This is a genomic window from Enterococcus sp. AAFC-DPL-5146 (genome assembly GCF_058216635.1).
Genome location: NZ_CM177103.1, coordinates 682,885 through 698,065, shown reverse-complemented (window position 1 = coordinate 698,065; position 15,181 = coordinate 682,885). Strand labels below are relative to the sequence as shown.

6 protein-coding genes are annotated in these 15,181 nt (G+C 35.1%); 1 reads left to right on the top strand and 5 read right to left on the bottom strand.

What is annotated here, in order from left to right; all coding sequences use genetic code 11:
* Positions 1-92: 92 nt before the first annotated feature.
* Positions 93-944, bottom strand: coding sequence for an aminoglycoside 6-adenylyltransferase (locus AC4BB2_RS03165; RefSeq protein WP_490473994.1), 852 nt, complete (start codon positions 942-944; stop codon positions 93-95).
* Between the two features lie 158 nt (positions 945-1,102).
* Between AC4BB2_RS03165 and AC4BB2_RS03160 the strand changes: the two genes are divergently transcribed.
* Positions 1,103-1,684: a YdcF family protein gene (locus AC4BB2_RS03160; RefSeq protein ID WP_490473993.1), complete on the top strand. Its 582-nt coding sequence runs from the start codon at positions 1,103-1,105 to the stop codon at positions 1,682-1,684.
* A 117-nt stretch (positions 1,685-1,801) separates the two neighbouring features.
* Here the strand turns inward: AC4BB2_RS03160 and AC4BB2_RS03155 are convergent, their stop codons facing one another.
* From AC4BB2_RS03155 to AC4BB2_RS03140, 4 genes are all read right to left on the bottom strand, one after another.
* Positions 1,802-2,893, bottom strand: a complete 1,092-nt coding sequence (locus tag AC4BB2_RS03155) for a WxLIP family cell surface protein (RefSeq protein ID WP_490473992.1) — start codon at positions 2,891-2,893, stop codon at positions 1,802-1,804.
* 128 nt (positions 2,894-3,021) lie between these two features.
* Positions 3,022-3,759 carry a WxL domain-containing protein gene (locus AC4BB2_RS03150; RefSeq protein ID WP_490473991.1) on the bottom strand — a complete coding sequence of 246 codons (738 nt, stop codon included), beginning with the start codon at positions 3,757-3,759 and terminating at the stop codon, positions 3,022-3,024.
* Between the two features lie 60 nt (positions 3,760-3,819).
* Entirely contained in the window at positions 3,820-6,003 is a 2,184-nt protein-coding gene (locus AC4BB2_RS03145) for a hypothetical protein (protein WP_490473990.1), read from the bottom strand.
* Positions 6,004-6,393: 390 nt separating this feature from the next.
* Positions 6,394-15,162, bottom strand: coding sequence for an isopeptide-forming domain-containing fimbrial protein (locus tag AC4BB2_RS03140; RefSeq protein ID WP_490473989.1), 8,769 nt, complete (start codon positions 15,160-15,162; stop codon positions 6,394-6,396).
* Positions 15,163-15,181 lie beyond the last annotated feature (19 nt).

Below are 15,181 nucleotides of genomic sequence, written 5' to 3'. Positions count from 1 at the left end.
AGGCATAGGAAAAAAGACTATTTGACAATATATTGGACTAAATTATTATTTATTTACAATTAATTTTAAAATAGAACACAGATTTGATTATTTTAATGTTTTAACTTTTGATTTGTAGTATATATCATAACTTTTTTAGCTGTCTGTTGATCATATAAAAAATGATTCTTTTGCGAAAATACTTGGGCATAGTGATCAAATTGTTCCTGCAATAAAATTAAAGCTGACCACGTTGAAGTAATGCTGGATAGGTCCATTGTTTTTAAAATATTTTCGTATTCTGCCTTCCCTATAAAATAGGGTAAATATTTGTCATTTTTTCCCACACTGATTTGGTAGCTATTGTCTGCTCCTACTTGCCAAGACAACAAGCGTAAAAGTTCTTTTCGACAGTTTTCATATAAATGATCCGCTGCATAAAACAACTCCTTGCGACACAATCCTTTAACAACATATGTACTGACCCACCAAAATTCATTGCAACAATCTGAAAACTCTGCCTGAGTAGGCTGTTTGACCCAATAATCTTGATCTGTAGCCTCAAGCGTTGCAGACAATAACTGCTCTTTATCTAACAAAACTTCTGCTAAACGGTCGCCTTCGTTCCAGTTATCCGCCTGCTCTTTTGGACATAGCGTTAAGTCAATTCGATTGCCGTCATCAAATAACATTAAATAAGTAAATCTCCCATTACTTGTCGGAGGAAACAATGTCATACTTTCAGGTGTCTGCATAATTAATCGAGTCCCAAATCTATCGATCCATGACTGATCCTTAATAAATGCGTCAACAGACTCCACAATATAAACAATATCATAATCTTGAAAAAAATCCTTTGGCACTTTTTTATTTACCCTTGACCCATTCATCCCAACAGCCAATACTCTAGAATCATTTCTAGCTATCTCTAAAATCAACTGAAACATTTCCTGCTCTGTTCTCAAATTGCACCTCCAGTTTTTTTACTTTCTATAAATTATAAGGTAAGTTAGAACATTATTTGTACTTTCTCTTAAAAACGTTAAAAAAACTTTAAAAAATGACATTTACACACTATTTATCCTGATTGTTTACTACACTAGACAAGAAAGGTTGTGGTGTTATGAAATGGGTGAAACGAATTATGTTTATTGTTATGGGTTTAGGAATTATTTACGCAGGTCTTGTTCTTTTCTTTATTTTAAGCGGAACAAAAGACCAGCCAACAGCTACACCTGATACCGTGCTTATCTTAGGTGCACAAGTAAAAGGGACTTCAACAGACAACGCTTATCCTAGTACTGTTTTGAAAGAACGACTGGATACTGCTATTCCTTATCTAAAAGAACATCCCAAGGCAATTGCTGTTGTTTGCGGTGGTCAAGGCTCTGACGAACCAGATACTGAAGCAAATGTGATGGCTGAATACTTAAGGGTAAATGGTATTTCAGAAAAACAACTTTTGATAGAAGATACCTCTACTCGAACTAAAGAAAATATTCAAAATGCATTAAAAAAACAAGATCTAGGTAATACTGTAATCGTCACAAGTGATTTTCATATGTATCGCTCAACGTTATTAGCAAAGCGTTTAGGAATCAATAGTGTTAGCGGCCTTCCCGCTGTTTCTAAATCTTCCGCTACCTTTAAAGCCTATGTTAGAGAAATAGCCGCTTTAGGTTATGGGTTACTTTTTGATCACTGAATCCTTTAATTGGGATTTATAAAATAGTATTGAACATTAAAAATCAGGGAGGAACAAAACTTAAAATTCGTTTTGCTCTTCCCTTCAACCTTAAATAAGCACTTTTCCTGATATACGTTATTCTTTTTCCGACTGATCAATACTTTTTTTTAATTCTTCGTATTTTTCTTGTTGTTCCTTCTTCTCTTTGTTTATTTTTCGTTTAAAATAGAAAATAATGCCTATAATCACAGCTATAATTACCAATCCTATGCCAATAATCAAGAGCCAAGGCCATTGATTTTTTTGCTCTGGTGGCAAATTGACTGCCGTTGCATTGTATTTTTCCGCCTCTTTTTCTTTTATTTTAAATTTCCTTTCCCATGTCCAGTCTCTAAAACCATCATTTGCTTTGATCTTAACCGTATAATTACCTGCGACAAAAGGTTGGTCTTTTAAGTTTATTTTGTAATTAAAATTCGTATTTGGTGCCATCGTCAACGATTCTTGATGATTTTCATAACGCGGCTTTGTTTCATTTTCATAGTATAGTTTGGCATCCATTTGTAATTTTTTGATCATCGCTGCTCTTTTATTTTGGATATTCATAATAACAGCATTATTTCCATTTATTTGTGTTGCTTTTACTTCATTTAATGCTAATTCAGGTCTAACTTCTTTATCCGTTTCGCTTAGTAAAACTCCAACAACATACGAAAAGCGATTACCTACAGCTAAAGCTCCCTGACTTTTTTCTTTTGCTTTATCATCTTCTTTTTGCTCAAAATAAAGTCCACCTAAAACATACCCATCAAAACTAACTTTCGGAACATTTATTACACATTCAACTATTTTTTTTGATTTTTTAGGTAAGCTGATATCTTTAGGAATCGATGCAATTTCACTAAATGTAAACGTAGCTGAAGAATCTTTTTTTGTATCTTTATAGGAGTAATCAACAACTCCATTATCGTTTGTGATTGCTGAATTTGCTGAAGCATAGACTGTGATATCTTCTTCCGTATCATTCACTAATTCCACACTTAGTACTTGCGTCTTATCAGGAACTACCCTTAAATCAAAATAGCTGATTTCCTTACTACGTTGATTCTCTGGTAAAATAGCTTTGACAGTAAAGTCAATCTCACTCGCCTCAGTAACTAATCCTGTAACCAATGATAACATTAAAAAAATAATGGCTAATAATATTTTAGGTATACTCTTTTTCATCCTTCAACCCCCTTTTCAACTCATTTTTATCCTATTTACACTGAAAAGAGCACTATTAAATTAGGCTCTTTCCAGTCAATAAATTATAATTACTTGTTATTAAATAAAAAGTTCAATCTGCTTATCTTTTATAATGGACTATCATTCAAAGTCCACGTAAGCGTAGTTTTGTATTGATTATTTGCTACTTTTGTAGTTGCATTTGGTACAGTCAATTGAACACCTTGAGCAGCCCCAGCTCCTGATCCAAAAGCTAGTGTCCATGTCCCCATCCCTGTAGACACAAGAGCTGTAGCTACAGGTGAAGAAGCTGTTCCTGTAGGATCTAAAGTCACAGGTAGAGTTGTTGGTGCAAGTGAGATCAATTCAGTAGAATTTGGTGTTGCCGCTACAAAACTCATCTGAGCATTAGTTAACACAGAAGGTGTTGTATCAGCTGTTTGAAACTGACCATTTTGCTTCACTGTTAGTTTCCAGCCAAGGTTTAACCCACGTTTATCTGTTACTTGTACATAGTTAGGGACGCTAATCAATGTTGAAAGTGAATTTTTAACTTGGTCCATTTGAGCATAGTATGTCACATCATCGGTTTGAATCACTTTAGTCCCAAAGTGAAAATTAGATATATAATCCAAACTCAAGGCTCCACCTGTTCCTTGTTGATGAGGATCATCTGGATTAGGTGAAACTGGCTCAGTGGGATCAAGCGGATTGACTGGTGATGTTATTGTTGTATCTTGAGAAAATGTGATGTCAGCATTAGAGTTCAAAGAGCCCACGCTAACAGCTTCCCCAATAGTTCCGCCAACAAAAACAAATGCAATAATTACAGTTGCTGCAGATAAAGAACCTAAAATCTTCTTCATTTTACTTCCTTCTTTCTTTTTTTATTTTAACTTCTCATTTTTTTAGAAGCTAAAGCTAAGTTATAATGGAGCATCCGATAAAATCCACTGTAATTGTGCTGTGTAAGATTCGTTTACATTAATATTCACACTAGGACTAAGTTTTAAAAATACACCGTTTTGCTGATTCCATGAAATAACTACATTGTTGTTATCGGGAGAAGTATAGGTATAGACTTGTGAGGCAAATGTGTTAATCGTATTATCTTGTCCATTTATTCGATAAACAAACGCTTGATCAATCTTTTTATTTGTAGTGGTGGATTGCATTGCTTGGTTTTCTCTAACATATAAATGCCATTGACTTTTGCTGACACGGCCATCAGCAATAATCAAAGATGTATCTACTCCACTAGGACTATACGTTGTGGTCTGCGCTGGTACCAAAATATTTTTAAATGAGATTTTGTTAGGCGATTGAACAAAGTGTAAGGTCCCATCTCCAACTGGCACTGAACTTGAACTATTTTGTGGCGTAATAGCTGTCCCTCCACCATCAGTCCCTCCAATTACATTAGAAAAAGCTAATGACTGACCAGTCATATTTTGAGCAACCACACCTGTATATTGCAGACTAAAACTAGTGTTAGGTTGCGTAAAATTATTTGTGGAAAGTGTATTTTGATAATACCAATATTGCGTATTTGTATTAGAATCTGTTAAAAGTTGTGTTCCAAGGACAGGGGTTTGTGTCCCTGAACTTGATTTTCGAATCAAAGTTACCCCACTTAACTGTGTCAAACCATTTGGAATGTATGCTTTTAATGACTGATTTCCCCAAGTTGTCGGTTGGTTAGTTAAGGTTGTTGTCAATGTATATCGAATAGTTTGCCCAGTAACAACAGAAGGTGCTGCCTCCCAATTTCCTTGAGCATTCAGCCTCTCAATTGTTGCTACAACAGAAATATTCGGTGTTAAATAAGGAATCATTCTGGTATAGCTGTTACTCGTTACCAAAACAGATCCAGTTCGATTACTTAATCCCTGAACGAGTAAAGTAACTGTTTCTCCTCCTGTAAACATCGGCAAATTTGAAAACTGGAAACTACCATTTGCATTTAAAGGCGTTGTATATATTGTTCCTCCATTTACTTGTAGCGTTACTTGGTATGTTCCAGCATTGGTTTGCGCTGCTGTTCCTGAAAGCTGAGTGGCTCCTCCCATCGCTGAAATAGATGTTACTGCTTGTATGGGCCAATTGACTGATTGCGATATAGAAGGCAGACTTTGAATATAATTACTAGTGGTCTTCGACTGAGCGATAACAAGTGCTGAAACAGTATCACCATACTGCAAAGCCGATGCTAAAACTGTACTAAAGTTGCCAGAGCTATCAACTGGTATCCCGCTAACAACGATAGGTGACGGCGTCCCATCAGAATGAGTTATCGTTAATTGAACACTATAATTATAACTACTATTTTGTGTTTGCTGAATTGTCCCACTCACAGTTGTCTGTAAATTTAGTAATGGGCTGTTTATAACTGGAGCGGTGACATTGGGTACCCCCGTACCAATAGACATTGAAGGCATATTAATGAAACCAGACTGGGAAACATTACCCAAAACCAAGTTTATAATATTCAATCCATCCGTTGATGAACCAAATGTTCCTTTGATAGGATAGTTCAGACCATTACTTGCTGGCGGAATCGTTATTCCATTCAAATACAATGCCGAGACATCAAAATTGAAAGTAACTGCCCAGCGGCTAAGTCCTAACAAACTTGCGAAATTTGAAGGAAAGGTTACATACACTGAATTATATGCACTACTATATGCTAGTATAATTTCATGAGCAGTATCATGAATATCATAGGATTTATTTCCAATCAGCCCGTTGGGAAGTGTTACTGTCCCGTTAAGTAAAGATAAAAACGTTTGTTGTTTTGCTGTACTGCCATTAATTTGATTCGCTATTTCTGCGGGTAATTGAAGTACAATCATTGGCTTCCCGCCTAAGGAGAGATCTAATGCTGGCGCATACGTATACGTCATTGTAATAATAGATTGTCCAGAACCTCCAGTTGCATAAGTTCCACTGAGTGTACCTGTTCCAGCAGTAACCAAACGTGGCTGAGGAACATCCATAGTCACAGCTTGTTGCTCCACTATCTCCTCTTCTGCAAAAGCTTGATAGTCATCAATCTTAAGTACACTTATCATTAATACTACTAAACATACAAACAGCCATTTTCCCTTCAACTATGATCCCCCCTATATCCAACACTTATTCCAAAATAATAAATATATATAATTTAAAAAATATTACAAACTAAAAAAGGTGTATTTCTGTGTATTGTTACATCAATTCTATACTGTGGTTATAATAAAGTAAAATATTTGCAATCGTTTTATAAAGCAAAAAAAATTGATAGCTGTCATTTGATTTTACAAAATATTTTCAAAATAAACCTTTTACTATTGAACCTAAAATAAGTCTGTTTTTTAGCTATTTCTTTTCCATATATATTCTATACCAATTGGATAGTAATGTACTTAATGATTCAATTACAAATAAAAGAAAACACACAATCCAATTTGAGAATTGTGTGTTTTTCCTATAATATTTTTTATCTAATAAAATAATTCACCTTACAACACTCGATCATTTTTCTCTTTTCTTTTAAAAAGATAAAGTATAGATAAATTAATAATCAACATATACCCTAACCAAGAGAGCTGATCTTTAAGTTCCCCTGTGTTAGGAAAGCTCCTTGCAGCACTTTTAGATTTAGATTTGGTTGACGTATTTGGCAGCATTTGTCCAATAGGTGTATCTATAAGCTCTTCTATTGAATCATTACTTGGATCTTCAATCGGTGAGTCAACTTTAACTACTACAGAAACATCAGACTGACCATTATATTCCTTTGTTCCTATATCTTTTCCGCTAAGTGTTGCAATATTTTTTATCTGTTGAGCACTCGTTATTTCGTTTACTTTCACTTCAAATTGAATGTCCCAAACTTCTCCCGGTGCCATACTTGATTGAACATAGGTGAAAGTATTATCTTTCCAATGTTCAGAATCGGATGATACTGTATTACCATTAATCGTTGTTGAATTCGGCACATAGGTTAAACCTGCTGGTAATTTATCCTCTACTTTTGCATTAAATAAAGTGCCAGAATCTGTCGTTCCGTTTTTCACAACTAACCTATAAATTAAATGATCATTTGCTTTGACTTCGATTGTGTCAGATACTGAAGTAAAATCTTTATCGTTCAGCTTCTTAACACTTTTTTCAATTGAAGGGTCTGGTTTTGCCACGACCGAGACAAGTGCCGTCCCTTGTTCATCATAAGAAGATTTACTAAAATCTGTTCCTCTTACAAACGCCGTGTTATTGATCGCTCCTAATTTATTTACCGTAGCAGTAAATTCAATAATTGTTAGTTCTCCACCTTTGAATTCCGAAGACAAATGGTAGCTTAAGGTATTCCCATTCCAAATCTGTTCATCATTTACTGGTTTTTTGTCTACTTTAGTTGTTTTAGCTTTGTAAACTAACCCTTCTGGAAGTTCATCTGATACTACTCCTTCTAAAAATGCTCCGTTTTCAGTTGTACCATTACTTACTTCAAGTTGATAAACGATATCACTACCAACAGTCACTTCTGTCGCACCTACAATTGATTTTTTAATCTCTGGGTCGGCTGGTTTATGAATGTTTACTGGGTTTGAAGGGATTTTTGGTATTTCTTTGTCTGAGCCTGTCGTATCTGTTGTTTTTCCAGCGACATATGCAATATTTTTACTAACACCTTTAGCGTCATCAGTGACAATCACATTGAAACTAACAACCTTTTTCTGTCCCTCTATAAGAGTTCCTACATCAAGAGTTAGCTGTTGTCCAACAATATTCCCATCACTGACAAGTGTATTGTCCAATGTCAATGTTCCTTTTACATAGGTCAAACCTGCTGGAATAATATCTGTAACGATTGTATTCCTGATTTCTGATGGTTCTTGATTTTTGTTTTCAACAATTAATTTGTATTGAATGGTACTTCCTGGTTTAACCACTTGATTATTCAGTTCTTGACTCTCATCTTCTGACCAAACTTCTTTTGAAATTGTTGGATCAGCCGTTCCACGAATCACTTCAATATCGACTGGATCAGAACGATCATAATCAGTATCTGGAGATTTTTCACTATCTTTCCCTGTTATATAGCCAGTATTAGTAATTGAACCTAATTCAGACCTTGTTACTTTAACAGTAAATGTAATGATAAGTTTCTCTCCACCAGCGAATTCTTTTGGTAAGTGATAATTTAATTCATTTCCTGACCATCCAGCAACTTCATCTGTTACTTTTTCACCATTTACCTTGGTTGTTCCAGCAACATACTCTAAGTCTGAATCTAAGGTATCTGTCACAACTCCATCGTATAAAATACCTGTTGTTTCCGTTCCATTAGTAACAACTAGTTGGTACGTGACTTCTTGTCCTTTAATGACTTTTGGATCAGTTACTTCTTTGTTAGAACCATTAATTACTGTTTTTTGAATATTTGGTTCTGGAATTTTACTATTTTCTACTTTTTCTGTAAGCTCTGGTAACGTTAAGTCCTCTTGTCCAGGAGGTGTCACTGTACCTGATACAGTGGCAATATTTGTAATTTTACCTTTTGCTGCCGCTGTTACTTTTACATCAAAAGTTACCGTTACTTTCTCTTTTTCTTTCAATGTACCAAGATTGATTGTTAAATTTTGACCCGTTATATGACTATCTGATTTTAGCTCGTTATTTACTTTTAGCGTTGTTGGTTGATAGTCTAATCCTTCTGGGATCACGTCTTTAAGGATTACTTCTCTGACTGCGGAAGGATCAGTTACTGGGTTTTCAACAACAACCGTATACGTGACAATATCTCCTACACGGATGATTTTATCATGAACATCTTTATCATCCTTAGCAACAGTTTTCTTTAAATTTAACTCTCCTGCTTTTGGAACTACTTTAATATCCACATCATCTGAAGCATCATAATTACCTGTATCAGTAATATCTTGCCCAGAAACTTTAGCTGTATTTGAAATGCTTCCTAACTCATCCGTCTGTACAACAGCTATAAATTCAATAGTTATTGCGTCGCTTCCACCTTCATAAGAAGTTGGTAAATCGACCGTTAAGGTTTCTGCTGTCCAACTAGACTCATCAACCAATTGACCATTCATTGTAGTGGTATTTGCTACGTGTTTTAGTCCGGATACTAATGTATCCGTAACTGTTCCATTTTTCAATACCCCTGTATTCTTATCTCCGTTTGTTACGACTAGACGATATTTTATTTGATCCCCTTTTGTTACAATGTTATTCGTTGGAGTAACAATTGATTTTTCAATTTTTGGATCTGGCGTTCTATTAACTGTTACATCATCATCACTTTTAACCTCAACTGATGAACTACCGTCAACTGGTGTAACGTTCCCTGTAGCTAACGCAACATTATCTATTACACCTTTAGCTTTTTCTGTTACTTTTACTTTGAAACTGATTGTTACCGTTTGACCTTCTGTTAACGTATTTAACTCTGCCGTTAAAACATTACCTGTAACTTGTCCTTTAGCCGAAGCATCTGCACCTTTGATTTCTAACGTCCCACTTTGATATTCTAAGCCAACAGGGATGTTGTCAGTCACTATTACTTTATGGACTTCTGATGGTAGTTTTTCTGTATTTTCTACAACGAGCTTATATTCGATAATGTCATTGACGGCAACCACTTTATCATGAATATTCTTGTCATCTTTGAAAACAGATTTTTTTATGGATAGCTTCCCATCTTTGCGAATCGGCGTAATTACATCGGTGCCTTTATCTGGTGTATAAGTTTTTCCTTCTTTATCCTCACCAGTGACACTTGCCTCATTAGTAATTTTTTTGCCGATATCTTCTGGTTTGTCACCTGTTGTTACCTCAACGGTAAAGGTAATTTTGGTTTCAGTTCCGCCTTGATAAGGTGATGGCAGGTTATATTCAAAGGTTTTATGATCTGCTGACCAACTATTTTCTTGTTCTGGTGTAGCTTTTTGACCATTGATTTTAGTCGTCCCTGAAACATATTTCAATCCGTCTGGCAATACGTCTGTTACTTTACCATTCAATAATTCTCCTGTGTTTGTATCGCCATTTGTAATCACTAATTCATATGTTACTTGACTACCGTTGATTACTTCTTTGCTTGCAGGTTCGATTACTTTTTTCGTGATTTTTGGATCTGGTGCCTTGTGGACAATCACGGTATTATCAACTGGATCCAAGTTAGTTGGTTCGCCACCTGGAGTTTGTGTTACTTGTCCGTTAGCAACTCCTTTGTTTGTAATTTCAGATCCAGATTCTGCAGTTACTTTTGCTTTAAACTCTATAATAACTTTTTCTTCGCCTGACAGCTTATCTACAACAGCTTTCACTGTATCAGGTGAATTGGATACTGTTAATTCCTTGACTGTAACAGTGGCTGGTTTTTCTACAACACGTAAACTATCTTTTTGATACTCTAATCCTACTGGTATTTTATCTTCGATTGTTGCATTGAGTACTTCAGAAGTACCAGCTACCGTATTTTTAATAACTAGTTGATATGTGACAATACTATCTTTAGTGACAATTCCGTCTTTTATATCCTTATTATCTTTGTCAAAAACTAATTTATCGATTCCCAGTTTTCCTGGTTTAGGATATACAGAAACATCAATGTTGTCATCAACTTTTGGTAGTTCGTTTTTGTCTTGGTCTGATCCGATAACTGTGGCGCTATTATTGATTTTCCCTTTTGCTTGTTCGCTTACTGTTACTCTGAATGTAATCACTCTTGATTCACCAGCTGGTATGACTTCATCAAATGTATACGAGAAGTTCTTATTATTGGTCCATACCCCAGCATCGGAAATTTTAGTTCCCCCAACAGTTGTTGATTCAGGAACATATTTAAGATCAGCGTCTAATTCATCTGTCACGTTAGCATTAATCAAATCGCCAAGGGTCTCTTTATTTTTTATGGTTCCATTAGCGATGCTGATTTGATAAGTGATTTCGTCACCATTGAACACTTTTCCATTCGATGGATCCAGAATTTCTTTTTTAATGAGCGGATCAGGTTGTTTGTGTACAATAACTTCATTTGAGATAGGCGTCTGTGGAATTATCTCTGAATTAGGATCAGTTGGATCTTCCAATGTTTCTCCTAACCCCATTGCCATATTTTTAGTAACTGCTAAAGCTTCGTTTGTTACTTTGACATTAAAAGTAATTTCTATTGGTTTTGTTTCTTCGGTAATATCACCGATAATTACCAACAATGAATTCTTCTCCACTTTACTTCCTTCAGCGGGCTCTTTCCCATTAACTTTCAACGACTTATCTTGATAGACTAACCCTACAGGAATCGTATCTGTCACCTCAACATTGTGAATGATTGAAGGATTTTTTGTAGTATTTTCAACAATGAGCTTATATTCAATAATATCGCCGACTTTTACTACTTTGTTATGCTGATCCACTGAATTTTGAGAAACTTCTTTTTTAATTGTTAACTCCCCATTTTGTCGAACAGTTTCAAAGTCGTCTGAAGCTGGTAATTCTTTAATCGCTTCTGTGTTATCTTTATTAACTTGATAGTCACCATTAAGTTTGGCTGTATTTAAAATAGTTGTTTTTATTTCATCTGTTATTACTTCTACATCAAATGTAATGGTAATTGTTTTTTTAGCGTCGATAGTTAGTCCACTGTATTCAAAGGAACGTTTATCATTTGCCCAACCAAACAACGTATCATCGATTGCTTCTTTGTCAACCGCTGTTGTACCAGAAACATAAGTTACTTCATCCGGAAGAGCATCACTGATTTTCCCATTGATGATTGCTGCACCATTTTCATTAGTCGCAACAATTGTATACGTAAGTCTTTGACCTTTGTATGCTTTTTTCTGACTAACTGTTTTCGTCAACTTAGGATTTGGTACAATTCCTAACTCTGTAGATGGATTTTGATCTGCATCTTTATCAATGTCTGGACCATTTGGGACTTCGTCGATTTTTCCAGATGCAGAGGCGATATTTTTTAACTCTCCGGAAGCATCTTTCGTTACAATTACGTCGAATGTAACCTCAGCTTTTTCTTTCCCCATCAAATCACCAATTAATACATCGATACTTTGCCCACTGCCTAGATTAGTTCCTGTACTTAACTCTTCCTGAGTGCCTTTAATGACTTTTACCTTGATTGAATCAGATACTATTTCTAAACCCTTTGGTACATCGTCTTTAGCATGGACAGCTCTGACAATGGTTCCAACTTCTTTAGTATTTTCTACAACCAATTTATATGTGATTCTATCTCCAACTTTTACTGGACTTTTATCTTTTAGCGGTACAAACTCGTTATTTACTGTTGTTCCGACACTTTTTTCAATTGATAAATCCCCTGGTGGATAAACGAAACGTACACCTACTTGAGCATTATCATCAGTCGGGGCTGATCCTTGTTTATCTGTTCCTTTGATATCTGCTTCATTTATTGTATCTATACCAGTATTCACTAGAGAAGTATCAGCCTTAACTTCAATAATTAACCGTACTTTCTGAGTGTTTATCATTGGATTTAGTTCAGGAATTTTAGAAAAATCAAGCTTGATATTTTGACCGACAACTTCAAGAGCCTCTTCAGGTATATCGACCTTTTCGTCATTGATTACAAGATAGGTCCCTTGAATCGCTAATTTTTCTGGTATGGTATCTTCAATCACACCATTATACATAGCACCAGATTCTGGTGTTAAATTTGCATCGATTGAATAGAAGAATGATTTATCTGCGTATAATACTTTTGCGTCTTCTTGATTGGCTTTTATGCGTGGATCTTCAGCATAAACGTGTTTTTCTAGTTTCACTTCAGGTTCGACTGTATTAGATACTTTATTTGTTTTCGTAGGGGGATCTTGTTCCCAACTGTTTACTTTAAAATCATCTGTTCTTCTTTGTGTGTTAAATGTTGCTTGATTTTCAAGTATACCACTAGCTAAATTGATTACTTTACCTGTAATTTCAAAACTTAGTTTACTAGCCTCTGGATTATCTCTGGAAATGTAAAGTAGATTATTTGGAGTAAACGTTATTTTATTCATATCAATACTTAATAATCCAGAACTACTCAGACTATAATTGGACTTCCTGAGTACTTTTTTTCCAGTGGATGTAGTCATTGTCACAATGAGATCATTTTGATTCCAACTGAATCCTTCCGGCAGTTGATCTTCAAACCATTGTCCGACTTTCAATTGAGCAGTTTCTTCACCAGAAACAGCCTGCAACGTCATTCTATAAGTAATCGTATCTCCAACAACTAAAGTTTGTCCATCAATATCTTTTCCTTCTTTGAATACCTCTTTCTTAGCTCCTGACTCAATGACCGTTCGTGCATAAGCATTTGTCGTTGCTGTAATTCCATCTTGATTGGATCCAACATTATTCTTATCAAAACCTCGAATCGTTACACTAAGTTGATAATTACTAGTAATTATCGCCTTTTCAGGATCTTTTTCAAGTAATTTCCAGTCAGTCTCCATAAATATTTTCTCACCATTTAGTAACGGACTGGATAATTCATACTCGTATGATAATTTATAAATATCTGCGCCACTAATATCTTTTCCGGGCTTCCAGACCTGATTCCAAGGAACTGTTACAACATCTATTTCAGAACCATTAGAAACCCTATATATTTTCACATCACCTTGAGGTAACATATTTGTTCCAGTATTTTCGGAACGAAAAACAAATCGAATAGGATCAGTTCCATTTTTTTCAATGTCGTTAGATATTTCTTGCGTTGATTTTACGATGTCGTAATAATAGTTATCATTTTCCTTATCAAAACTTATTTTAGTTTTGATTGCAGGTTCTACCCTTACTAAGTTAATTGTTATTAGTAAGCCAGTCCAATTTGGAGTAAATTTATTTATAGATCCCACTACGGCATCCATTTTGGGAAGGTACATATCATCTTCTATTTTCTCAACCTCAACATCATAATCGCCATCAATAATATTAATCCAAGTACCGAACGATCTATCAGGATTTCCCGTGTCTCCCTCTGTAGTATATGTCTGAGTAGTTCCATCCGATTTACGAATTAGCTTAAATTGAATCTTTTTTTGAATAATTGGTGAAGATGGATTCTTACTGTCTTTAAAAATGAGATAATATGGTTGAGGAAAAACAGCCTTAGTTTTAACTTCTTGTATTTGATTTCCACTATCCAATGTTAACGTAAACTCATTAAATGAACCTTCAACCTCCAACCCTTTAAAAGCATCTATATCCTCTGAGAATTCTACAACAAAAGATACTTGATAGGTACCTGTCCCGTTAGGTGTTAAAACTACACCACTCCATTCATCCCATTCAACATTGGCAGGAGAACCTTCAGAATCCTTCCCAGAGACAGAAGATTCAATTACCTTAGCCCACCCAACATTATTTGTAGGATTAATCATATTTGGATTAATCAGTATTTCATCTTTCGCTTCTTCCTCATTAACCGTCAACTGAATATTATATTTTATTCCATAATTATATTGTCTGAAATCAGTAATTTTGTTACTTGTTACCCAATTATTTGTACTTAAATCCCATACTTGAGAGGTTACATTAGAAACAGCTTTAGTATTTCTACGTGAAGATGCTGTGTTTTTTTCTAATTCCTTACGTTCTTTTACTAGTTTGTTTCCTGTTAATTCTTCAGTTATTCCGTCATCAGATTCCAACTCTTTTTCTTTCACCGTAACCACAAGCGGCTCCGACATCCCAACACCAATTGATCTAGATGAACTTGCCTGAACTTGATAAGTTCCTGCTTCAGTTCCTTCTACTACTAACCATGCTTGATTATTTACAAACTGAGTTACTGGATCTTCAATTATCGGTTTGATCTGGCTGTTTTCTGTAGTTGCCTCTTCTTCTGCCGACTTCTCTTGTGTCACAGCAGGTGTGTTTGTCTGCCAATTGGCAATTACATTCGATGCTTCTTCACTATAAGCGATAGAAACTGGATTGCCTGAATTTTTTTCATTGGTTTGATCTTGTTTTAAATGTAAGCCTCCAAGATTTACCTGAACAGAACTATCCTCTTTATTCGTTGTTTTTACACCAATAACTTTTACTTCACCTTTTTCCAAAGTAAGGTTATTAACTGGTGCACCTTGTTCATCTATTAATTGTAAATCACCGACTGACGATTCAGCGTGTGCGATCACTCCAAATAAACCAGAAGTAATCACTTGAGATACTAAAATTAGTAACATAAACCAAGTTGCTATTTTTTCTATTAATTTATAATTTTGTTTTTGCTCCAACTCATATATCCTTCTTTCC

Bases quoted from the DNA above. Each gene is read 5' to 3' on its own strand.
- AC4BB2_RS03160 (WP_490473993.1), top strand. From the start codon at position 1,103: ATGAAATGGGTGAAACGAATTATGTTTATTGTTATGGGTTTAGGAATT.
- AC4BB2_RS03155 (WP_490473992.1), bottom strand. From the start codon at position 2,893: ATGAAAAAGAGTATACCTAAAATATTATTAGCCATTATTTTTTTAATG.
- AC4BB2_RS03150 (WP_490473991.1), bottom strand. From the start codon at position 3,759: ATGAAGAAGATTTTAGGTTCTTTATCTGCAGCAACTGTAATTATTGCA.